The 20869-nt window shown below is 66.3% G+C and carries 24 protein-coding genes; 22 read left to right on the forward strand and 2 right to left on the reverse strand.

The features are described from left to right. Positions 1-91: 91 nt before the first annotated feature. Together BN948_RS07010 and BN948_RS07015 are read left to right on the forward strand one after the other, a co-directional pair. Positions 92-1489: a site-specific DNA-methyltransferase gene (locus tag BN948_RS07010; RefSeq protein WP_009518744.1), complete on the forward strand. Its 1398-nt coding sequence runs from the start codon at positions 92-94 to the stop codon at positions 1487-1489. Then, positions 1486-2748, forward strand: a complete 1263-nt coding sequence (locus BN948_RS07015) for a site-specific DNA-methyltransferase (protein WP_009518743.1) — start codon at positions 1486-1488, stop codon at positions 2746-2748. The genes BN948_RS07010 and BN948_RS07015 overlap by 4 nt, the downstream gene beginning before the upstream one ends. Here BN948_RS07015 and BN948_RS07020 read toward each other — a convergent pair. Together BN948_RS07020 and BN948_RS07025 are read right to left on the reverse strand one after the other, a co-directional pair. Next, on the reverse strand, positions 2715-3080 hold the full coding sequence (locus BN948_RS07020; protein ID WP_009518742.1) for a hypothetical protein: 366 nt from the start codon (positions 3078-3080) through the stop codon (positions 2715-2717). The genes BN948_RS07015 and BN948_RS07020 overlap by 34 nt on opposite strands. Positions 3081-3176: 96 nt before the next feature. After that, on the reverse strand, positions 3177-3710 hold the full coding sequence (locus BN948_RS07025) for a DUF3489 domain-containing protein (protein WP_009518741.1): 534 nt from the start codon (positions 3708-3710) through the stop codon (positions 3177-3179). Between the two features lie 116 nt (positions 3711-3826). Between BN948_RS07025 and BN948_RS07030 the strand changes: the two genes are divergently transcribed. The 20 genes from BN948_RS07030 (at position 3827) to BN948_RS07120 (ending at position 20852) form a co-directional block, all read left to right on the forward strand. Next, positions 3827-4363: a hypothetical protein gene (locus BN948_RS07030; protein WP_009518740.1), complete on the forward strand. Its 537-nt coding sequence runs from the start codon at positions 3827-3829 to the stop codon at positions 4361-4363. After that, positions 4363-6321, forward strand: coding sequence for a phage terminase large subunit family protein (locus BN948_RS07035; protein ID WP_009518739.1), 1959 nt, complete (start codon positions 4363-4365; stop codon positions 6319-6321). The genes BN948_RS07030 and BN948_RS07035 overlap by 1 nt, the downstream gene beginning before the upstream one ends. 26 nt (positions 6322-6347) lie before the next feature. Continuing rightward, on the forward strand, positions 6348-6839 hold the full coding sequence (locus tag BN948_RS07040) for a hypothetical protein (protein ID WP_009518738.1): 492 nt from the start codon (positions 6348-6350) through the stop codon (positions 6837-6839). Then, positions 6839-7231 (forward strand): hypothetical protein, encoded by a 393-nt coding sequence (locus BN948_RS07045; RefSeq protein ID WP_009518737.1) that lies wholly within the window; start codon positions 6839-6841, stop codon positions 7229-7231. Before BN948_RS07040 ends, BN948_RS07045 begins: the two co-directional genes overlap by 1 nt. Continuing rightward, positions 7231-7452 (forward strand): phage head-tail joining protein, encoded by a 222-nt coding sequence (locus BN948_RS07050; RefSeq protein WP_009518736.1) that lies wholly within the window; start codon positions 7231-7233, stop codon positions 7450-7452. Before BN948_RS07045 ends, BN948_RS07050 begins: the two co-directional genes overlap by 1 nt. Positions 7453-7454: 2 nt before the next feature. After that, on the forward strand, positions 7455-8969 hold the full coding sequence (locus tag BN948_RS07055) for a phage portal protein (protein WP_009518735.1): 1515 nt from the start codon (positions 7455-7457) through the stop codon (positions 8967-8969). 1 nt (position 8970) lies between these two features. Continuing rightward, positions 8971-10278: a S49 family peptidase gene (locus tag BN948_RS07060; RefSeq protein ID WP_009518734.1), complete on the forward strand. Its 1308-nt coding sequence runs from the start codon at positions 8971-8973 to the stop codon at positions 10276-10278. A 3-nt stretch (positions 10279-10281) separates the two neighbouring features. Further along, positions 10282-10659, forward strand: coding sequence for a head decoration protein (locus BN948_RS07065; RefSeq protein WP_009518733.1), 378 nt, complete (start codon positions 10282-10284; stop codon positions 10657-10659). Positions 10660-10727: 68 nt separating this feature from the next. Then, a complete protein-coding gene (locus BN948_RS07070) occupies positions 10728-11750 on the forward strand; it encodes a major capsid protein (RefSeq protein WP_009518732.1) in 1023 nt (340 codons plus the stop codon). Next, positions 11750-12031: a head-tail joining protein gene (locus tag BN948_RS07075; RefSeq protein ID WP_009518731.1), complete on the forward strand. Its 282-nt coding sequence runs from the start codon at positions 11750-11752 to the stop codon at positions 12029-12031. The genes BN948_RS07070 and BN948_RS07075 overlap by 1 nt, the downstream gene beginning before the upstream one ends. Positions 12032-12041: 10 nt before the next feature. Further along, entirely contained in the window at positions 12042-12467 is a 426-nt protein-coding gene (locus BN948_RS07080) for a hypothetical protein (protein ID WP_009518730.1), read from the forward strand. 7 nt (positions 12468-12474) lie between these two features. After that, entirely contained in the window at positions 12475-12663 is a 189-nt protein-coding gene (locus BN948_RS07085; protein WP_009518729.1) for a DUF7210 family protein, read from the forward strand. 2 nt (positions 12664-12665) lie between these two features. Next, positions 12666-13412 (forward strand): phage tail tube protein, encoded by a 747-nt coding sequence (locus BN948_RS07090; RefSeq protein WP_009518728.1) that lies wholly within the window; start codon positions 12666-12668, stop codon positions 13410-13412. Between the two features lie 23 nt (positions 13413-13435). After that, positions 13436-13825 (forward strand): DUF6631 family protein, encoded by a 390-nt coding sequence (locus BN948_RS07095; RefSeq protein WP_009518727.1) that lies wholly within the window; start codon positions 13436-13438, stop codon positions 13823-13825. 26 nt (positions 13826-13851) lie between these two features. Continuing rightward, the gene (locus BN948_RS27000; RefSeq protein WP_009518726.1) at positions 13852-14010 is read left to right on the forward strand and encodes a hypothetical protein; all 159 of its coding nucleotides are present in this window, start codon (positions 13852-13854) and stop codon (positions 14008-14010) included. Positions 14011-14014: 4 nt separating this feature from the next. Then, entirely contained in the window at positions 14015-14656 is a 642-nt protein-coding gene (locus BN948_RS07100; protein WP_009518725.1) for a DUF6441 family protein, read from the forward strand. Continuing rightward, positions 14656-17352, forward strand: coding sequence for a tail protein (locus BN948_RS07105; RefSeq protein ID WP_009518724.1), 2697 nt, complete (start codon positions 14656-14658; stop codon positions 17350-17352). Before BN948_RS07100 ends, BN948_RS07105 begins: the two co-directional genes overlap by 1 nt. Before the next feature lie 17 nt (positions 17353-17369). Then, positions 17370-18428 carry a hypothetical protein gene (locus tag BN948_RS07110; RefSeq protein WP_009518723.1) on the forward strand — a complete coding sequence of 353 codons (1059 nt, stop codon included), beginning with the start codon at positions 17370-17372 and terminating at the stop codon, positions 18426-18428. A gap of 70 nt (positions 18429-18498) precedes the next feature. Then, a complete protein-coding gene (locus tag BN948_RS07115) occupies positions 18499-20067 on the forward strand; it encodes a hypothetical protein (protein ID WP_009518722.1) in 1569 nt (522 codons plus the stop codon). Continuing rightward, entirely contained in the window at positions 20064-20852 is a 789-nt protein-coding gene (locus BN948_RS07120; protein ID WP_009518721.1) for a DUF2163 domain-containing protein, read from the forward strand. The genes BN948_RS07115 and BN948_RS07120 overlap by 4 nt, the downstream gene beginning before the upstream one ends. Positions 20853-20869 lie beyond the last annotated feature (17 nt).

Raw genomic sequence — 20869 nt, forward strand, 5'->3', positions numbered from 1 at the left:
AGGTTCGCACCCCGTCCAGTTCGCACCCTTCACTCCAACCCGCCAACGGCATCGTCCGTCGGCGGGTTTCGTTTTTCTGGAACCCGAACCCTTGAACCTTCTGAACGTCGAGTACCGCAAGGTCGAGACGCTGATCCCCTACGCCCGCAATCCGCGCACGCACAACGACGCGCAGATCGCCAAGATCGCGGCCAGCATCGTCGAGTACGGCTGGACGAACCCGATCCTGGTCGATGGCGGCAACGGCATCATCGCGGGCCACGGGCGTCTGGCCGCCGCGCGCAAGTTGGAGTTGGCGGATGTGCCGGTCATCGAACTGGCGCACCTGACCTCGGCGCAAAAGCGCGCCTACGTCATCGCCGACAACCGGCTCGCACTGGACGCGGGCTGGGACGAGGAGATGCTGGCGCTGGAACTGGCCGAGCTGTCCCAGGAAGGATTCGACCTCGCGCTCACCGGCCTCGATGCCACCGAACTGGAATCTCTGCTCGCGGACGAGGAGGCCTCCGACGCCGAGGCGCAGGACGACGACGCCAGGGATGACGCCGACGAAGTGCCTGATGCTCCGGCCACGCCGGTGTCCCGCGCGGGCGACGTCTGGGCCATCGGCGCGCATCGCCTGATTTGCGGCGACGCTTCCGATGCCGATGTGGTTGCCACGCTGATGGCGGACGAGCGCGCGGCGCTGTGCTTCACGTCGCCGCCCTACGGCAACCAGCGCGATTACACCTCCGGTGGCATCGCCGATTGGGATGGCCTGATGCGCGGCGTGTTCGCGCGCCTGCCGATGGCCGACGACGGCCAGGTGCTGGTCAACCTCGGCCTGATCCACCGCGACAACGAGTTCGTCCCGTATTGGGAGGCGTGGCTCGGCTGGATGCGCACGCAGGGCTGGCGGCGCTTCGGCTGGTACGTCTGGGATCAGGGGCCGGGAATGCCCGGCGACTGGCAGGGCCGTCTCGCGCCCAGCTTCGAGTTCGTGTTCCATTTCAACCGCGCCAGCCGCAAGCCGAACAAGATCGTGCCCTGCAAGTTCGCCGGGCAGGAAACGCACCTGCGCGCAGACGGCTCGTCCACCGCGATGCGCGGCAAGGATGGCGAGGTCAACGGCTGGACGCACGCAGGCCAGCCGACGCAGGACATGCGCATCCCCGACTCGGTGATCCGCGTCATGCGCCACAAAGGGAAGATCGGCGAAGGCATCGACCATCCCGCCGTGTTCCCGGTCGCACTGCCGCAGTTCGTCATCGAGTCCTTCACCACCGAGGGCGATGTGATGTTCGAGCCGTTCGGTGGCAGCGGCAGCACGATGCTGGCCGCCGAGCGCACCGGTCGCATTTGCCGGAGCATTGAGATCGCGCCGGAGTACGTCGATGTCGCTATCCGGCGCTTCCGGCAGAACCATCCCGACACCGCCATCACCCTGCTGGCCACCGGCCAGAGCTTCGACGAGGTCGCCGCCGAACGCGAAGTCGAGGTGGCGGCATGAACTGGTTGGCCGACAAGATCGAGCAGTGGCCCACGCCGAAGCTCGTGCCCTACGCTCGCAACGCGCGCACGCATTCGGATGCGCAGGTGGCGCAGATCGCCGCCAGCATCGTGGAGTTCGGTTTCACCAACCCCATCCTCGCGGGCAGCGACGGCGTGATCGTCGCCGGTCATGGACGACTGGCCGCCGCGCAGAAGCTCGGCCTCGACACCGTGCCGGTAGTCGTGCTCGACCATCTGACGCCAACGCAGCGTCGCGCGCTGGTGATCGCGGACAACCGCATCGCCGAGAACGCCGGGTGGGATGAAGAATTGCTGCGCGTCGAACTGGAAGGCTTGCAGGACGAAGGCTTCGACCTCGACCTGACCGGCTTCGACGCCGATGCGCTGGCCGAATTGCTGGCGGGCGACGAGCTGGTCAACGAGGGCCAGACCGACGAGGACGCAGTGCCGGATGTTGGCGAAACGCCAGTGTCACGGCCCGGCGACGTCTGGCAGCTCGGCCCGCACCGACTGCTGTGCGGCGATTCGACCGTGGCCGCGAGCTACGAGGCGCTGCTCGATGGCGAGGCCGTGGACATGGTGTTCACCGATCCGCCGTACAACGTCAACTACGCCAACAGCGCGAAAGACAAACTGCGTGGTAAGGATCGCGCGATCTTGAACGACAACCTCGGCGATGGTTTCCACGATTTCCTGCTGGCGGCGCTGACGCCGATGGTCGCGCACTGCCGTGGCGCGATCTACGTGGCGATGTCGTCCAGCGAACTGGACACACTGCAATCGGCCTTCCGCGCGGCGGGCGGCAAGTGGTCGACCTTCATCATCTGGGCGAAGAACACCTTCACGCTGGGCCGCGCCGACTACCAGCGCCAGTACGAACCGATCCTCTACGGCTGGCCGGAAGGCGGCGAGCGTCACTGGTGCGGCGACCGCGACCAGGGCGACGTGTGGCAGATCAAGAAGCCGCAGAAGAACGACCTGCACCCGACGATGAAGCCGGTGGAACTGGTGGAACGCGCGCTGCGCAATTCCAGCCGTCCGGGCAACGTGGTGCTCGACCCCTTCGGCGGTTCCGGCACGACGCTGATTGCCGCCGAGAAGTCCGGGCGCGTTGCGCGCCTGATCGAACTCGATCCGAAGTACGCCGACGTGATCGTGCGGCGGTGGCAGGACTGGAGCGGCAAGCAGGCGATTCGCGTGGCCGATGGCCTGCCGTTCGACGATCAGGCGGCGAGTTCCTCGCTGATGGCGCAGTGAATCACGAAGCCCGTCAGGTAGGGCAGACCGCGCGGGATGCCGTAGTCGCGGCTGGTCTGGCGTCTAATCGTCCAACCCATCCACTGCTGCGTGGCCGCGTCGATGGCGTCCTGCATGCTCTTGCCGTCGAACAGGCCGTTGTGGACTTCGTCCGCGAAGTGGCGTCCGTAGCGGCTGTCGAGGAAGGCGCGGACGATGTCGAAGTCCTCGCCCGTGGCATTGGCGACGGCGTTCATGGCCAAGGGCCACGCGATGCTGGCGTATCCGCCCATCGTGCCCCAGAAGCCCCAACCCTCGTTGCGGGTGGCGGGGATGTTGGTGTCGTTGCTCATTTCGTGCTCCTTGGTGGCTGCGTTGCGATGCTTGTAGTAACGCGCTGTGCGCCGAGGAAGCCAAGCTCTTTCTGCTTGGCTTCCTCGCCGTTTCGATCACGCCACGCGGTACACGCGCTCGCCGCCCTGCGCCTTGTCCGAGGTGATGGTCAGACCGAGCTTTTTCTTGAACGCTCCGGCGAAGGTGCCGCGCACGGTGTGCGCCTGCCAGCCGGTGGCGGCGCAGATTTGATTGATGGTCGAGCCTTCCGGACGCTGGAGCATCCGGATGACCTCGGCCTGCTTGCTGTTCTCGCGGCTGCGCGGCGCGGGCTTGTCGCCCTTGGCCCACGTCGCTTCGGCGGCGGTGACGGCGGCGTCCAGTTCGGGATCGACTTCAGGCAAGGCCTTCGCGGGCTGGCTGCCGGGGCGCGGCATGCCCAGTGCGTCGTAGCCCTCGGCGGCGACGCGCCAGCCCTTGCGATCCTTGCCGTCGGGCGTGATCAGGGCGCGGTTGAACATGCCTTCCAGCATCTTCGTGCGCGCGCCGCCTTTGATGTTGTCGGGAAACCACTCGATCTTGCCGCCGCTGGTGTTGATGGCCTTGGCGAGGATGGCGTGCTGGGCCGGGGTGAGTTGCGTGGTGCTCATGGTCTGCTCCTTTGCAGTGGTTGATTGGGATCGTGATGAACGCGCTGTTCCCGATGGAAGCCAAGCTCTTTCTGCTCGCACAGGAGCCATCCAAAAAATGATTGAAGAAGGTGCCGATGGGACTCTCGATTCGCGCCTACGCGCGCCACCGTGGCGTCTCCGACGCGGCGGTGCGCAAGGCCATCGCGACTGGTCGCATCACCCCGGAGGCCGACGGAACCGTTGATCCAGAACGCGCCGATGCGGAGTGGGCGCGCAATACCGAAGCGCCGCGCAGCGGCACGCGGACGAAGCCCGTGCGTGTGGCGGTTCCGCCCGAACCCGCGCCTGCGGGCGACGGCCAGGGTGCATTGCCCGCAGGTGGCGCGTCGCTGCTTCAGGCCCGCACCGTCAACGAGGTGGTCAAGGCGCAGACCAACAAGGTGCGGCTGGCGCGGCTCAAGGGCGAACTGGTCGACCGCAATCAGGCCATCGCCCATATCTTCAAGCTGGCGCGCGCCGAACGCGATGCGTGGCTCAACTGGCCTGCGCGCGTGTCGGCGCAGATGGCGGCGCGGTTGGCGGTCGATCCGCACACGATGCACGTCGCGCTGGAGGCCGCCGTGCGCGAGCACTTGCAGGAACTGGGCGATCTGCGCCCGCGCGTGGACTGATGGACATCGACTACGAAGGCGCTGCCGAGATCGCACGCGCGTGGCGCGAAGGCTTGACGCCCGATCCGCTGCTCACCGTGTCGGAATGGTCGGATCGCCACCGGATGCTATCCAGCAAGGCATCCGCCGAGCCGGGACGCTGGCGCACCAGCCGCACGCCGTACCTGAAAGACATCATGGATTGCCTGTCGCCGACCTCGCCGGTCGAGCGCGTGGTGTTCATGAAGGCCGCGCAGCTCGGCGCGACCGAGATGGGATCGAACTGGATCGGCTACGTCATCCACCATGCGCCGGGGCCGATGATGGCCGTGTGGCCGACGGTGGAGATGGCCAAGCGCAACAGCAAGCAACGCATCGATCGGCTGATCGAGGAGTCCGGTGTGCTGGCCGAACTGATCGCACCGGCGCGCTCGCGCGATTCGGGAAACACGATTCTGGCGAAGGAGTTTCGCGGCGGCGTGCTGGTGATGACGGGCGCGAACAGCGCCGTCGGCCTGCGCTCGATGCCGGTGCGGTATCTGTTCTTGGACGAGGTGGACGGCTATCCGCTGGACGTCGAGGGCGAAGGCGATGCGATCTCGCTGGCGGAGGCGCGCACGCGCACCTTCGCGCGGCGAAAAATCTTCATCGTCTCCACGCCAACGATTGCCGGAGCCTCGTCCATCGAGCGCGAATACGAGGCCAGCGACCAGCGCCGCTACTTCCTGCCGTGCCCGCATTGCTCGCACCGGCAGTGGCTGCGCTTCGAGCAGCTGCGCTGGGACAAGGGCGCGCCGGAGACGGCGACCTACGTCTGCGAATCCTGCGACACCGCGATTGCCGAGCATCACAAGACGTGGATGCTCGAACACGGCGAATGGCGAAAGATGGTCGAGGGCACGGGCAAGACGGCAGGCTTCCACCTGTCCTCGCTCTACAGCCCGGTGGGCTGGCGCTCCTGGCGCGACATCGCCGCCGCATGGGAAGCCGCCGTCAGCAAGGAATCCGGATCAGCGGCGGCAATCAAGACCTTCAAGAACACCGAACTCGGCGAGACGTGGGTCGAGGAAGGCGAAGCGCCCGACTGGCAACGCCTCGTCGAACGCCGCGAGGACTACCGCATCGGCAACGTGCCGCAAGGTGGTCTGCTGCTGGTCGGTGGCGCGGACGTGCAGAAGGATCGCATCGAAGCCTCGATCTGGGCCTTCGGTCGCGGCAAGGAAGCGTGGCTCATCGAGCACCGCGTGCTGATGGGCGACACCGCCCGCGACACGGTGTGGAAAGCGCTGGCTGCGATGCTTGCCGAGCACTGGACGCACGCCTCCGGCGCGTCGATGCCGCTGGCACGTTTCGCCCTGGACACTGGCTTTGCGACGCAGGAAGCCTATGCCTTCGTGCGCGCTTGCCGTGATGCACGGGTGATGCCGGTCAAGGGCGCGGCGCGTGGCGCGGCGCTGATCGGCACGCCGACGGCGGTGGACATGAGCCAAGGCGGCAAGCGGCTGCGCCGGGGCATCAAGGTGTTCACGGTCGCGGTCGGCATCGCCAAGCTGGAGTTCTACAACAACCTGCGCAAGGCGGCCAACGTCGGCGAGGACGGCGTCACCACGACGTTCCCCGCAGGCTTCGTCCACCTGCCCAAGATCGATGCCGAGTTCATCCAGCAGCTCTGCGCCGAGCAGTTGATCACCCGCCGCGACCGCAACGGCTTCCCGGTGCGCGAATGGCAAAAGATGCGCGAGCGCAACGAAGCGCTCGACTGCTACGTCTATGCCCGCGCCGCTGCGGCGGCCGCAGGGCTGGATCGTTTCGAGGAGCGCCACTGGCGCGAACTGGAACGACAACTGGGGATGGCCAGTCCGCCACCCCTGGATTCACAAATCGAATCACCTGTTGAGGCCACCCCAAGCGGTGGCCTCGCTGTTTCTGGCAACCGCAACCCCGGTCGGCGCGTCATCAAAAGCCGCTGGCTGGGCTGAACCACCCACTGTCCCAAGGAGCCATCATGAGCCTCACCACCCGTATCGAATCGCTGGTCATCCGCGTCGCGCAGGAATTCAACGACGTGCGCGCCAAAACCGGCAACCTCGCCAACCTGACCACCACCGACAAGTCGAATCTGGTCGCCGCCATCAATGAATTGCAGGCCGCCGTTGCCGCGTCCGGTGCCATCGACGACGCGCAGATCACCACGACCACTACCTATTCGTCGTCCAAGATCGTCGCGCTGCTCGATGCACTCAAAGCCGAAATCTTGGGTGGTGCCGACGCGGCCTACGACACGCTGGTGGAAATCCAGCAACTGCTGCAAAACGGCACCAGCGGTCTGGATGCGCTGCTCGCCGCCGTCAACAACCGCGTGCGCTTCGATGCCGCGCAGACACTGACCGCACCCGAGCAGGCCCAGGCGCGCAACAACATCGGCGCGGTGGCCGCCAGCGACGTGGGTGACACCGATACCGACTTCGTGGCCGTGTTCGAAGGCGCGCTGGTCTGATGAGCCTCGCCACCCGCATCACCGCCTTGGCCAGCCGCATCGGGCAGGAGGTCAAAACCAAGATCGACGCCAGCCACCCGGGCGTGGCCAAGGCGTGGGTGTGTTTCGGTTACGTCAGCAATCAGGTGGTGATCCGCGCTGCGCACAACGTCGCCAGCGTCACCCGGCTGGGTACGGGCCGCTACCGCGTGACCTTCGCCAGCGCCATGCCCAACGCCAATTACAGCTGGATGGCCGTCGCCCTCAAGACGCCGAACATTCTCGGGCTGCAACGCCTCGGCATCGTCCGCGCCAGCGGCGACACCCAAACCGCGCAGGTGCTCGATGTGAGCTGCGCGTCCCCGACGGCGGCGACCGATGCCGACGAAATCAACCTCACGGTGTACCGCTGATGGCCTACACACAAGCCCAACTCGATGCGCTCGAAGCCGCGCTCGCCAAAGGCGAGAAGCGCGTCACCTTCGGCGACAAGACGGTCGAGTACCGCAGCGTGGATGAACTCATGGCAGCCATCGAGGCGGTCAAACGCAACCTGTTCGAGCAGGCCGCCGCCACGGGCCTGTGGCCGGGTGCACCGCGCCAGATCCGTGTGACCACCGGCAAGGGGTTCTGAACATGCAGTGGTTTGACCGGATACGCCGCCGCGTCGGCGTGCGTCTATTGGCTGGCACCCCGTTTTACGACGGCATCGGCGGTGGCCGCCGTTCGCTGGCGTGGCAGGTCGGCAACCCCGGCGCAGTGGCGGCGCTGGCTTCGACCCAGCACGAGCTGCGTGCCAAGAGCCGCGATCTGGTACGGCGCAATGCATGGGCGGCGGCAGGCGTCGAGGCCTTCGTGTCGAATGCCATCGGCACCGGCATCAAGCCGCAGTCGATGGTGGCGGACAACGCGCTGCGCGAGGCCATCCACAGCCTGTGGTGGGACTGGTGTGAGGAAGCCGATGCGGCGGGCCTGACCGACTTCTATGGCCTGCAGGCGCTGGCCTGCCGGGCGATGCTGGAAGGCGGCGAGTGTCTGGTGCGACTGCGCTACCGTCGCCCCGAGGACGGCCTGCCGGTCGGGCTGCAATTGCAGTTGCTCGAACCGGAGCACCTGCCGACCACGCTCAATCAGGAGCTGCCGTCGGGCAACGTGATCCGCGCGGGCATCGAGTTCGACCGGCTTGGGCGGCGCACGGCCTACCACCTGTACCGCTCGCATCCCGGTGACGGTTCGATGGCCCCGATGTCGGGTACCGGTGGCTGGGTGGGCGGCCTCGACACCGTGCGTGTTCCGGCCAGCGAGATCGTCCATCTGTTCCGCCCGCTGCGTCCCGGCCAGATCCGGGGTGAACCGTGGCTCGCCCGCGCGCTGGTCAAGCTCAACGAACTCGACCAGTACGACGACGCCGAACTGGTGCGCAAGAAAACCGCCGCGATGTTCGCGGGCTTCATCACGCGCCTTTCGCCCGAGGACAACCTGATGGGCGAAGGGCTGCCGGACGCCAATGGCGCGGCAATGGCGGGACTGGAGCCCGGCACGATGCAGATTCTGGAGCCGGGCGAGGATGTGAAATTCAGCCAGCCCGCCGACGTCGGCGCGAGCTACGCCGAATTCCTACGGATGCAGTTTCGGGCGGTGGCCGCCGCGATGGGCATCACCTACGAGATGCTCACCGGCGATCTGACGCAGGTGAACTACTCGTCGATCCGCGCGGGGCTGCTGGAGTTTCGTCGCCGCTGCGAAGCCATCCAGCACAACGTGATCGTGCACCAACTGTGCCGCCCGATCTGGCGCGCGTGGATGGAACAGGCGGCGCTGGAGGGCGCGCTGGCATGGCCGCAGTTCAACCAGAACAAGCGCGACTACCTGTCGGCGCGCTGGATTCCGCAGGGCTGGCAGTGGGTCGATCCGAAGAAGGAATTCGACGCGATGCTCACGGCCATTCGCGCAGGGCTGCTGTCGCGCTCGGAAGCTATCTCGGCCTTCGGCTACGACGCCGAGGACATCGACCGCGAAATCGCCACCGACAACCAGCGTGCGGACGAACTCGGGCTGGTGTTCGACTCCGACCCGCGTCACGACAAACAACCAATTGCAGCGGTGGGCACGCAACCCGTCGCACCACCGCAAGATCCACAGGACGATTGATATGACCCTCATCCATCTGGCGTCGCGCCTCTACGGCACGCCGCTGCTCATCGCGCGCCCCAAACTCGACGTGATCCTGTCGGTGCTGGGTTCGCGCATTGGCTTGCTCCCCCAGAGCCTGCCCGATCTGGACATGGCACTGCCTGCGCCACGTCAGTCAGTTCCATCGGCGCAGACGGGCATCGCCGTGATCCCAGTGGTGGGCACGCTGGTCAAACGGGCGATGGGCATCGAGGCCGCGTCTGGCCTCATGTCCTACGACGAGATCGACGACCGGCTGGATGCGGCGCTGGCCGACCCGCAGATCGGCGGCATCCTGCTCGATCTGGATTCCTCCGGCGGCGAGGCCGGTGGCGTGTTCGAACTGGCACAACGCATTCGCGCCGCCAGTGCCATCAAGCCGATCTGGGCGCACGCCAACGATGCCGCGTACTCGGCGGCCTATGCCATCGCGGCCGCCTGCCAGCGCCTGACGCTGTCGCAAACCGGCGGCGTCGGTTCGATTGGCGTGATCGCGCTGCACGTCGATCAGTCAGTGAAAGATGCCAAGGACGGCATTTCCTACACCGCCGTCTACGCCGGTGGCCACAAGAACGACTTCTCGCCGCACGAGCCCTTGAGTCCGCAGGCCAGCACGGTGCTGCAGGCCGAAGTGGATCGGCTCTACGACCTGTTCGTGAATCAGGTTGCCACGATGCGCGGCCTCGATGCAGACGCTGTGCGCGCCACCGAAGCCGCTGTGTTCCACGGTGATCAGGCGGTGGCGGTAGGCCTTGCCGATGCGGTGCTGCCGCTCGATCAGGTGCTCACCGAATTTGCCGAAGCGCTGGCATCGCAACGCCGCTTGGTGCAGCCGGGGCTGGCGCGCGCGTCGCCTTTGAGCCTGCCATCCACAGCCCTGACCCAAAGCCGTTCATTCACCCTGGAGAACCCCATGACCGACCATGACCCGCAACACGACGACGCGCTCGATCCCATCGATCCCGCCTCGCAGGACGAGCCACAGCAACCCGCAAGCGATCCGCAACCGACGCCTGCCGCCAGCGCTGCGCTGGCCCAAGCGCGTGCCACCGGTATCGGCCAGGCACAGGCCATTGCCGAACTCTGCCTGATCGCAGGTACACCGCAACGCACGGCGGAGTTCCTCTCTGCTGGTCTGTCCGAAGCGCAGGTGCGCCGCGCCTTGCTCGACGCCCGTGCCGAGCAGCCGGAAATCGCCTCGCGCATCACTGCCGACGCCGGGACGTCACTGCATCCCGAGCACAGCCCGGTGGTGGCCGCCGCCAAGAAACTCGCCCACAAGGAGTAAGCCATGACTGCCATTGCCCAGCCCAAGAACCTCGGTGACGTGCTCAAGTACGAAGCGCCGAATCTCTACTCGCGTGAAACCAACACCGTCGCCGCCGCACAGAACCTCGCCCTCGGCACCGTGGTGGGCCGCGATACCGCCACGGCCAAGCTCAAGGCTTTCGATCCCGGTGCATCGGACGGCAGCGAAATCGCCATCGGTGTGCTCGGTAACGACGTGGACGCCACGCTGATCGACCGCGACGACGCGATCCTGATCGCCCGTCACGCCATCGTCGCGCGCGGCGCGCTCATCTGGCCGACCGGCATCACGCCCACGCAGAAAGCTGCCGCCGAAGCACATCTGACCTTCCTCGGCGTGCTGGTACGCGACAGCGCCTGAGCTAACGCATCACCTCATCCCCGCTAAAACCCGCCGCTGGCGGGTTTCGTCATTTCTGGAGAACCCAAATGCAAAACCCCTTTGAAAACCCCGGCTTCTCGATGGCCAGCCTCACCACCGCCATCAACCTGCTGCCCAACCGCTACGGGCGGCTGGAACAACTCAACCTGTTTCCGGCCCGGCCTGTGCGCACCCGACAGATCCTCGTCGAGGAATTCGCCGGACGTCTGAACCTGCTGCCGACCCGTGCGCCGGGTTCACCCGGCACCGTGGGCGAGCGTGGCCAGCGCAAGCTGCGCTCCTTCGTGATCCCGCACATCCCGCACGACGACGTGGTGCTGCCGGAAGAAGTGCAAGGCCTGCGCGCCTTCGGCTCGGAAACCGAGATGGAGGCCATCGGCGGCGTGATGGCGCGTCATCTGGAGACGATGCGCAACAAGCACGCCATCACCCTGGAGCACCTGCGCATGGGCGCGCTCAAGGGTGAAATCCTCGACGCCGACGGCAGCACGCTGGTCGATCTGTTCGACGAGTTCGACATCAGCGCGCAGAGCGTGCCCTTCGAGTTCTCCACCGCCACCGACAACGGCCAGCTCAAAAGCGCCTGCCTGGAATTGCTGGGGCTGATGGAAGTGGGCCTTGCGGGCGAGTTCTCCACCGGCATCCACGTACTGTGTTCGCCAGAGTTCTTCCGCGCGCTGACCACCCACAAGGAGGTCAAGACCGCCTACCAGAACTGGCAGCAAGGCGCGGTGCTGATCAACGACATGCGCGCAGGCTTCAACTACAGCGGCATCACCTTCGAGGAGTACCGGGGTCAGGCGTCCTACGTGCAGGCCGACGGCACGCTGGGCACGCGCCGCTTCATCGCCGCCGGGGAGGCCCATGCCTTCCCGCTGGGCACGGTGGACACCTTCGCCACCTACTTTGCACCGGCGGACTTCAACGAAACGGTGAATACGCTGGGCCAGCCGCTGTACGCCAAGCAGGAGCCGCGCAAGTTCGACCGGGGCACCGATCTGCACACGCAGAGCAATCCGCTGCCGATGTGCCATCGCCCCGGCGTGCTGATCAAGCTGACCTCGGCCTGATGGACGTCACGACGCTCTATGAGGCCGCGCGCAACGCCGGGCTGCTCACCGCCGTCACGGTGGCGGGCGGTCCGGTGGTGCATTGCGGCTTTCGTGCGCCGGATGAAACCGTTCTCGATGGTTTCGCGCTGTCACGCGACTACCAGCTCGATTATCCGGCGGCGTGGCTGACGCTGGCCGCTGGCGACACCGTCGAGGTTGCGGGCGCGGCCTATCAGGTGCGCGACGTGCGCGCCATCGGCGACGGCACCGAGCGTCGCGCTTCGCTCTCCCAACTTTGAGGATTCCACGATGAACTCCGTCCGCGAGCGCGTCTTGCGGGAAGTGGTCGCGCGCCTGTCATCTGCCATTGCACCGATCCCGGTGCTGCGCATGCCCGCCGTTCCGGTCACCCGCGAGGCCAGTCCCGCGCTGCTGCTGTTTGTCGACGGCGACAGCATTGCCGCCCACGCCAACCACCTCGTCGACCGGCTGTTGATCGTCCGGCTCGCCGTAGTGGCGCGTGGAACGGATGCCTTCGACGTCGCCGACCGGGCGCTGGTGGCGGCGCACGCGGCCTTTCTGGCCGACCCGAATCTCTCCGGGCTGGCGATTGCCGTGCGCGAAATCGACTGCGAGTGGGACGTCGACGACGCCGATGCCGGTGCCGTCCTGCTGCCCGCCCGCTACGAAGTCCGCTACCGCACCCACGCCCTCGATCTCACCCAAACAGGATGAACTTTCCATGCACATCGAACTGATCAAACCGCACACCCACGCGGGCAAACGCCACGCCGTGGGCGACCGAATTGAACTCAACGACGCCAGTGCCCGCTGGCTGATCGCGCAGGGCGTGGCCAAGGCTGCCGCGCCTGTCGCCGATTTCAAACCCAATCGCCGCGATGCCACGTCCGGCACTACCCGAGGAGACTGACCATGGCTTACTTTTCTGGACAAGGCCGCGTCTACATCGGCGCGCGCGATGAACTCGGCAACCCGGCCGGACTGACCTTCGTCGGCAACGTGCCGGAGCTGAAGGTGTCGCTGTCGGTGGACACCATCGAGCATCAGGAAGCGCAGTCGGGCCAGCGCCTGACCGACCTGCAGCTGATCAAGACCAAGAAAGGCGAATTCGCCTGCACGCTGGAAGAACTGATCGCCACCAATCTGGCGCTCGCGCTCTACGGCACGACGACCACGATCACGCCCGGCACGGTCACCGGCGAGCTGCTGCCCAACCCGGTCACGCCCGGCAGCCTGTATCCACTGGCGCTGCAAAACGTCTCCGCCGTCCAGATCCAGGATGCGGATGCCAATCTGCTGCCTGACACCCAGTACAGCGTCAACGCCAAGCACGGCTCGCTGGTGATTCTGGATGCCACCACCGGCGGCCCGTACACCGAACCTTTCACCGTCGATTACGCCTACGGCGCGGCGCAGAGCACGGCGATGTTCACCCAGCCGCTGCCCGAGCGCTGGATTCGCTTCGAGGGCTTGAACACCGCCGACGGCAACCGCGAGGTGGTGATCGATCTCTACCGCGTGGCCATCAACCCGGCCAAGGAGCTGTCGATCATCACGGATGAACTGCTGAAGTTCGAGCTATCGGGTCAGGTACTGGCCGACCTCACCAAGCCGGTCGGCGGCGATCTCGGCCAGTTCGGTCGTCTGGTGCTGCTGTGACGACACTCGCGGAGATGGCGACGATGACCGACTTCCAAACCTTTCCGCCTGCGCCGGTGGTGGTTCAGATTTCCTGCGGCGCACTGGAATTGACGCCCGTGCGTCTGGGCGAGCTGCCGCGCCTCTTGGCCGTGGTGCGGCCCTTTGCCGACGCCATCAGCGCCGAACCCGACTGGCTGGACTTGCTGGCCCGCCACGGCAACGGCGTGCTGGAACTGCTCGCGCTCACCACCCGGCGCGAGCGGGCGTGGATCGACGACCTGTCGCTGGACGACGCCGTACAACTGGCCGCCGCCGTGTTCGAGGTGAATGCGGATTTTTTCGTGCGCCGGGTGGTGCCAGGCATCGCCCGCTCGGCAGATCAGCTGGCTCCGCTGATCCGCACGCTTGGGACAGCGCCGTCGCCCGCCTGATCCACGCCGGGCACGACCTGCACGCCGTGTTCGGTTACAGCGTGCCGCAGGCCTTGGCCTTTCTGCGCATCGAAGGGGAATTGGAACGCCAGCGTCTGGCGCAACTCGTCGGCGTGGTCGCCGTCGCCGCACAGGGCGAGAAGCGTTCCATCGAACAACTGCAACGCGATCTCTCGAAGGAGTGAGGCCATGCGCCTGACGCTCACCACCTCCGGCTTGCTCGATCCGCGCCAGTTGTCGGCGTGGAGTCTCGAGCGCCAGCGCGCCATCCGGGCGGCGGTGGCCAAAGGGATGCAAGGCGGCGGGCGTGAGGTGCGCGAAGCGGCGCGGGCCGAGATGCGCCGTGCTTTCACGATCAAACGCGCGAGTTTCGCGTTTTCGATGAGCACCAAGCTGTTCGACAAGAAGCCCAATGAGCTGCCCGCGCTGTGGGTGGGCAGCAAGATTCCGTGGCTGGGTATCCACCAACGCGGCGGCACCGTCAGCGGCAATTTGCTGATTCCGCTCTTGCCGGGCCGCATCGGCCCCAAACGTTTCAAGGCAGTGATCGACGGCCTGATGCGTTCGGGCAATGCCTGGTTCATCGAGAAAGACGGCCGCGTGCTGTTGATGGCAGAAAACAGCGCCGAAAACAGTAGCCAGCTCGCTCGTTTCAAACGCGCCGAACGCGGCCGCACGGGCACCAAGCAGATCAAACGCGGGCAGGAAGTCCCGATAGCCGTGCTGGTCAAGCGCGTCGATCTCAAGCGCCGCCTCGATCTGGGCGGCAGCGTGCAACGCACACTGCCTGCCTTGGCGCGGGCGATTCGACAGGAACTGGACAAACTCTGATGGCAAGCAACCGCGCGCAAATCCTCATCACCGCCGTCAACCAGACCCAAGCGGCTTTCAATGCCGTCAAGGGCGGGCTGTCCGGGCTGGCCTCGGCTGCGCAGAGCGTCAACGGCATGCTCGGCAATCTGGGACTGGCAGTGACGGCGGCGGGCATGGTCGCGCTGGTCAAGTCCAGCATCGATGCCGGAGACGAGCTATCCAAGATGTCCCAGCGCGTGGGCATCAGCGTAGAAATCTTGTCGCTGTGGAACCCGGCGGCCCAACAGGCCGGAGTGTCGAGCGAAGCCTTCGAGAAGGGGCTGCGCAAGCTCTCCACGACGATGGTCGATGCCGCCACCGGCGGCGAAGATGCGGCGCACAGCTTCAAGGCGGTGGGCGTCGAATTCAAGAATCAGGATGGCACGCTGCGCGGCACCGATGCCGTATTGCTCGATTTGGCCGAGCGCTTCAAAGCCATGCCCGATGGCGCGGAGAAATCGGCGCTGGCGGTGCAGATCTTCGGCAAGGCCGGAGCCGAGCTGATTCCGTTCCTGAATCAGGGGCGCGACGGCATCAACGAACTCACCGACGAGCTGCGCTCGCTCGGAATCGAGATGAGCGGCGAATCCGCCGCGCAGGCCGAGGTGTTCAACGATGCCCTGGACAAGGTGAAACTGGCCACCACCAGTATCGGCACGCAGGTGATGACCGCTTTTCTGCCCGCGCTCAACGAGATGGCGCTGGGCATGGTCGAGTCGGCCAAGGAAGGCGGCACGCTGCGGGCGATTCTGGATGGCGTGGTGCTGGTGCTCAAAACTCTGGCGCTGGGCGCGGCCACCGTCGGCAAGGCCTTCGTCGCTTTGGGCGAGGCCATCGGCGCGGGCGTGGCGGCAGCGGTCGAAGCCCTCAAGGGCAACACCGCTGGGGCCAAGGCCATCATCGCCGACCTCAAGGGCAGCCTGATCCAGCGCCTCGACGAACTGGCCGAGTTCCGTGACAGCCTGTTCGACCCCAAGCCCATCGAGGTCAAAGCGCCGCAGATTCAGGCCGATCCGACGCTGCTGGCGCGCATGGCGAGGCCCAAGCCCGCGCAGGACACTTCGGGTGCCCAAACCACGCTGCTGAAAGCACGGCTGGATGCGGAACTCGCCTTGCTCAAGGACAAGCTGCAACGCGAGCAGACCGCGCTGGATGCGGCACTGGAAGATCGTCTGGTGTCGGTGCGCGACTACTACGCGCAAAAAAAAACGCTGGAACAGCGCGAACTCGATGCCGAAATCGCGCGCAAACAGCAGGAATTGGCGCGCAGCCAACAGACGGCCACGGGCGGTAAATCAGAAAACGACCGCCTCAAGGCCCAAGCGGAGGTTGCCAAGACCGAAGCTGAACTGATCGTCCTCAACAACCACCGCGCCGACATCGAGCAGGCCAACGCCCGCAAGGCTGCGCAGGCCGAGCGCGAACTGGCCGATGCCTTGGCGCAGGCGCGTGAGGAACTGGCGCAGATCACCGGCACGGCAACGGATGCCGACCGGCAGGCGGCGATTGCGCGCAGCTACCGCGATCTGCGGGCACGGCTGGCGGCGGAAAGCGATACCGACGGCGTGTCGCTGGTGGATCGGCTGATCGACGTGAAAGCAGCGCAGGCCAACCTCGCCGCGCTGGAAGCCCAATGGCGTCAAGTCACCGAGCGTCTGCGCAATGCGCAGGAGGCCATCGGCATCCAGCAGCAGGCCGGATTGCTGACCGAAGCGCAGGCGCGCCAGCAGATCGTGACGCTGCAACGGCAATCGGCCACCGAGATGGAGCGACTCTTGCCCGCGATGCAGCAGGCGGCGGTGGCCATCGGCCCGGATGCGGTGCTGCGCGTCGAAGCGTGGAAGAACGAGCTGGCGCGCACGCGTCTGGTCGTCGATGAAATGGCTCCGCTGTGGAACCGCATCGGTGAGAGTTTTGGCAGCGCACTGAGCGGCATGATCACCGGCGCGCAGACCTGGCGCAGTGCGATGGCCGGCCTGTTCCAGCAGGTGGCCGACGCCTTCCTGCAACAGATCGTGATCCAGCCCTTCCAGCAGTGGATCGCCATGCAGGCACGAATGCTGGCGCTCAAGCTCGGTTTCATCCAGCAGGAACAAGTGGCCGATGCCGCCGCCAGCGCCACCACGCTCGCCCAGAAATCGGCCCAGACCACGGCGGAAGTGTCGATGGATGCCGCCAAGGCCGGTGCCGGTGCGGCGGCGTCGCAGGCCTCGATCCCCATCGTCGGCCCGGGGCTGGCGATTGCTGCGATGGTAGCGATGGTCGCCGCCGTCATGGCGCTCTTGGGCAAGGTGAAGAAGTTTGCCGCCGGTGGCTTGGTGTCGGGCGCGGGCACGGCGACCAGCGATTCGATTCCGGCGCGGCTGTCGGCAGGCGAATACGTGGTGCGCGCCGCCGCCGTGCGTCAGGTTGGCGTGGCGTTTCTCGATTCGCTCAACGGCCTGTCCATCGGGCCGCGCTTCAAAGGCGGCGAACTGGCCTTCGCGGCAGGCGGCCTCGTGCCGGAGGTGAAGGTGCCGCCCACGCAGCCACAGATGAATCAGGCGGTGCGCATCGTCAACGCCATCGATCCCGGCGTCACCCACGACCACCTGCAAACACCGGCAGGCGAGCGGGTCATCGTCAACATCATCGGGCGCAACGCGCGGGCCATTCGCTCGGCGCTGCAGAACTGAAATCCAAGGAGCCTCTCATGGCACTGCTGTTCATCGATGGCTTCGACCACTACGACCCGCAAGCGCTGGACGACTACGGCCAACCGTGGCTGGCGCGCGGCAAGGCGGCCTACCTCTCGCCACAGGCCACCCGCGAGCAGGGGCGGCGACCTTCATCGTTCGCGCTGCGCCTGCCCGAAGGGTCGGGCGGTGGTTACGTCAAGAATCTGGACGCCACCAAGACCAGTCTGATCGTGGGCGCATCCATTCGTGTCGTGGCCTATGAGAACACCTACACCGAGCCGCTGCTGCTGGGCGTGCGCGACGCCAACGCGCAGATCGCGCATCTGGTGAAGATCGGCGAGGACGGCAGGCTCAAGCTCTACCGCTGGCAGTATGGCTACGAGCAGTTGATCACCACCTCGGTCAGCACCGCCCCGGCGCGCGGCTGGCACTACGTCGAACTGCAGGTGACGCAAGGCACCAGCAATGGCGTGCTGTCGGTGCGACTGAACGGCGTGCTCGCCATCCAGATGAGCGCGCAGAACACGATTCAGGGCGGCGGGCAGTTGCTCACGGCGTTTCTCGGCGCGATTCCCGGCCAGTATTGCCCGCTGACCATCGACGTCGACGACTTCTACATCGCCGACACCACGGGCACGATCAACAACACCTTCTTGGGCGACGTCCGCGTGGATGCCTTGCAGGCCAGCGGCGCGGGCAGCCTGAACCAGTGGACGGTGACACCGTCCGGCGTGAATGCCTGGGAGGCCGTCAGTGACGAGGATGAATCCACCTTCATCAGCGCACCCAGCGCCGGACTGCGCCAGTCCTTCGATGTCGAGCCGCTGCCGGTGATGGCCACGCCCGCGATCTTTGGCGTGCAGTTGACGATGCTCTCGCGCAAGACCGATGCGGGCCTCGGCAAGCTGAAAGGGCTGGTGGTCAGTGGTGCACAGACCGCTTCGAGCGCCGAGGTGATCCTGCAGGAACAGCAGGCGTGGCAATGCGCACTATTCGAACGCAATCCGAACGGCAATGTGCAGTGGACGGAGAGCGCCTTCAATGCCGCCGAGTTCGGCGTGGAGTCGGCGTGACAAAACGACAGGATCGGCGCTTTGCACAGCCGCAGGCTGCCCATCAGGGTGCCGCACAGGGAGGTGCGGCATGACCGACCGGAGAGTTGCGGCGCACATCGCCGAAACCGGCAGCCAGCCCGCGCCGGGCAACGAAGCATCGCGTGTTCTCGGCGAAGTGCTGTCGCGTGCCGGTGCAGGCAGCGCTGTCGCCACCTTCACGCCAGAAACCGCCAGCGCGCCGTGGCCGCCGGATCAGGCCGCTCACTGGCTGGTGGAATCGCTGGCGCGCCCCTGGCCACCGCTGGTCGGGCCGGTGTTCGTGGTCGAGGTACTGCGCCGGGACACGGCATCGAGCGCCATCGTTGCCACTGGCATGGATGCCTTCGGCGATGCGCCGTGGCCGGACGCGCAGCACGGCGTGTTCGCCTTCCGCCACGACTGGTCTGAAGCGCTGGTCGAACGGCTGGAGTGGCAAACCAGCGTCACGCGGCTGGCCAGCGGCAATGAATCGCGGCAGGCGCGGCGCAAGGTGCCCCGGCGCTCGTTGAGCTACCACGTCGGCCACGCACGGGCGACCGATGCGCTGGTCGCCGACTGGCTGGCCGATCATCTGGGCAAGGCGTCGTGGTGGCCTCTGCCGCAGTACGCGGTGCCGCTGACCGCCAGCGCCGAAGCCGGTGCCTTTGCGTTGGATGTGGCCGACGCGGACTGGCGGCACTTCGTGGCGGCCAGCGCCGATCTGCGGCTGACGTGGAATGGCATCGAGGGCTGGAACGAGGCCGACGTGTTCGCGCTGCTCATCGCCCCCGATGGCTGGCAGCAAGTGCGCCTGAACAGCATCGACAGCGAGGTGCTGTGGCTAGCGGAACCCTTGGCGCGCGCCGCCGGAACTGGGAGCAGCGTGATGCCGCTGGTGTGGGGCCGCGCCGTCGATCCGGCGGATTTGACCCAGTGGGTGCCGGGCATGGTCGGCGGCACGGTGGTGGCGCAGGTCGAACCCGCGCCGCCACCCGATACCGGTCTGCTGGCAGACCCGTGGCTCGACGATCTGCCGGTCTGGCCCGATGGCAACTGGCGTGACGATCCGGCGGTTGGCGCGCAAGCGACGATCACCCGGCAGGATTTTTCGCCTGCCGATCCGTGGCTGCGCCGTGACGATCCGTGGCCGACCACCACCTTCCAGCGCCGCTATCTGGCCAGCACGCCCGAGGACATCGCGATCTGGCGCGAGCGTCTGTGGCAAACCGAAGGCCGCTTGAACGCCTTCTGGCTGCCCGATGGCTTGGCTCCGATCCTGTGGGTGCGCTTCGAGGCCGATCCCGAGGACGGTTTTCTGCGGGTGGAGGGCCAAGACCTCTCCGCCTTCTGGCATCGTCCTGCCGCCTGCCTGATCGTGCATCCGGACGGTTATCAGCAGTACGCGCTGACGGCGACCTGTCATCTGGATCAGGGCGGCGTACTGGTGCTGCGCTCCGGCCTCGACGATTGGGTGCCCGAAGGCAGCCGGGTGATTCGCCTTGCGCGCTGCCGCCTCGACCACGACGCCATCGACCTGTACTGGCACAGCCCGACGCTGCTGGAGATCGCGCTGACTGCGCGTCAGTTGCCCGAGCCGCGCGGTAACGACCGCCAAACGTATGGAGAGTACGCCGTATGAGCAACCAACCGCTGATGGAAGTCGAGCTGTACGCCTTCTCCAGCAGCAACGCGCAGTTTTTTCTGACCCCGCACGAATTCGATGTCGATCTCGACGGCACGCCGTACACCAGCCTGTCCATCGAACGCAACGAACTGGCGCTGGGGGCTGAAGCCGCCAAATCGGCGCTGGAACTCAAGCTGCCGCCGAGCTGCGATCTGGTGCGTCACCTGCTCGCGGCCTCGCTGACCGGCGACACCACTTCGGTTACCTTGCGCATCGGGCGGCGCGACACCTGGGGCGACTACTGGTGGCTGTCGGGCACACGCTGGATGGGCCGGGTGCTGGGCGTCGAGATCGACGCCGATGCAGCCCGCATCCGCTGCGAATCCGCGCAGGTCAGTTTGAAGCGCATTGGCCTGCGCAGGCTCTACAGCCGCAAGTGTTCCCATGTGCTGTATTCCAGTGCCTGCGGCGCATCGCCGATCACCGGCAGCGCCTTCGTCCTCGACGTCTATGGCCGCAACGTGGAACTCGATCGCGGTGTGCCCGGCAGCGTCAGCGGCGGACTGGCCGGTGGCTGGCTGCAAACGCCCGATGGCGCGCGCCACATGATCATCAGCGACTACGGAAGCGGTGTGGAGCTGCTCTATCCGGTGTCCATCGAGCCCGGCGCGGAAGTGCTGCTGACCGTTGGCTGCGATCACAGCACGGCCACCTGCCAGTCGCGCTTCGACAACCTCGACAACTACGGCGGCTTTCCCGCCATCCCGAGCAAGAACCCGTTTTCGACGGGCGTGTTCTGAACCCCCTTCTTAGGAAT

It is taken from the genome of Hydrogenophaga intermedia, assembly GCF_000723405.1.
In the GTDB taxonomy this organism is placed as follows: Bacteria; Pseudomonadota; Gammaproteobacteria; order Burkholderiales; family Burkholderiaceae_C; genus Hydrogenophaga; species Hydrogenophaga intermedia.

Coding starts and splice junctions, on each gene's coding strand:
- BN948_RS07015 (WP_009518743.1), top strand. CDS start 1,486: ATGAACTGGTTGGCCGACAAGATCGAGCAGTGGCCCACGCCGAAGCTC.
- BN948_RS07020 (WP_009518742.1), bottom strand. CDS start 3,080: ATGAGCAACGACACCAACATCCCCGCCACCCGCAACGAGGGTTGGGGC.
- BN948_RS07025 (WP_009518741.1), bottom strand. CDS start 3,710: ATGAGCACCACGCAACTCACCCCGGCCCAGCACGCCATCCTCGCCAAG.
- BN948_RS07030 (WP_009518740.1), top strand. CDS start 3,827: ATGGGACTCTCGATTCGCGCCTACGCGCGCCACCGTGGCGTCTCCGAC.
- BN948_RS07035 (WP_009518739.1), top strand. CDS start 4,363: ATGGACATCGACTACGAAGGCGCTGCCGAGATCGCACGCGCGTGGCGC.
- BN948_RS07040 (WP_009518738.1), top strand. CDS start 6,348: ATGAGCCTCACCACCCGTATCGAATCGCTGGTCATCCGCGTCGCGCAG.
- BN948_RS07045 (WP_009518737.1), top strand. CDS start 6,839: ATGAGCCTCGCCACCCGCATCACCGCCTTGGCCAGCCGCATCGGGCAG.
- BN948_RS07050 (WP_009518736.1), top strand. CDS start 7,231: ATGGCCTACACACAAGCCCAACTCGATGCGCTCGAAGCCGCGCTCGCC.
- BN948_RS07055 (WP_009518735.1), top strand. CDS start 7,455: ATGCAGTGGTTTGACCGGATACGCCGCCGCGTCGGCGTGCGTCTATTG.
- BN948_RS07060 (WP_009518734.1), top strand. CDS start 8,971: ATGACCCTCATCCATCTGGCGTCGCGCCTCTACGGCACGCCGCTGCTC.
- BN948_RS07065 (WP_009518733.1), top strand. CDS start 10,282: ATGACTGCCATTGCCCAGCCCAAGAACCTCGGTGACGTGCTCAAGTAC.
- BN948_RS07070 (WP_009518732.1), top strand. CDS start 10,728: ATGCAAAACCCCTTTGAAAACCCCGGCTTCTCGATGGCCAGCCTCACC.
- BN948_RS07075 (WP_009518731.1), top strand. CDS start 11,750: ATGGACGTCACGACGCTCTATGAGGCCGCGCGCAACGCCGGGCTGCTC.
- BN948_RS07080 (WP_009518730.1), top strand. CDS start 12,042: ATGAACTCCGTCCGCGAGCGCGTCTTGCGGGAAGTGGTCGCGCGCCTG.
- BN948_RS07085 (WP_009518729.1), top strand. CDS start 12,475: ATGCACATCGAACTGATCAAACCGCACACCCACGCGGGCAAACGCCAC.
- BN948_RS07090 (WP_009518728.1), top strand. CDS start 12,666: ATGGCTTACTTTTCTGGACAAGGCCGCGTCTACATCGGCGCGCGCGAT.
- BN948_RS07095 (WP_009518727.1), top strand. CDS start 13,436: ATGACCGACTTCCAAACCTTTCCGCCTGCGCCGGTGGTGGTTCAGATT.
- BN948_RS07100 (WP_009518725.1), top strand. CDS start 14,015: ATGCGCCTGACGCTCACCACCTCCGGCTTGCTCGATCCGCGCCAGTTG.
- BN948_RS07105 (WP_009518724.1), top strand. CDS start 14,656: ATGGCAAGCAACCGCGCGCAAATCCTCATCACCGCCGTCAACCAGACC.
- BN948_RS07110 (WP_009518723.1), top strand. CDS start 17,370: ATGGCACTGCTGTTCATCGATGGCTTCGACCACTACGACCCGCAAGCG.
- BN948_RS07115 (WP_009518722.1), top strand. CDS start 18,499: ATGACCGACCGGAGAGTTGCGGCGCACATCGCCGAAACCGGCAGCCAG.
- BN948_RS07120 (WP_009518721.1), top strand. CDS start 20,064: ATGAGCAACCAACCGCTGATGGAAGTCGAGCTGTACGCCTTCTCCAGC.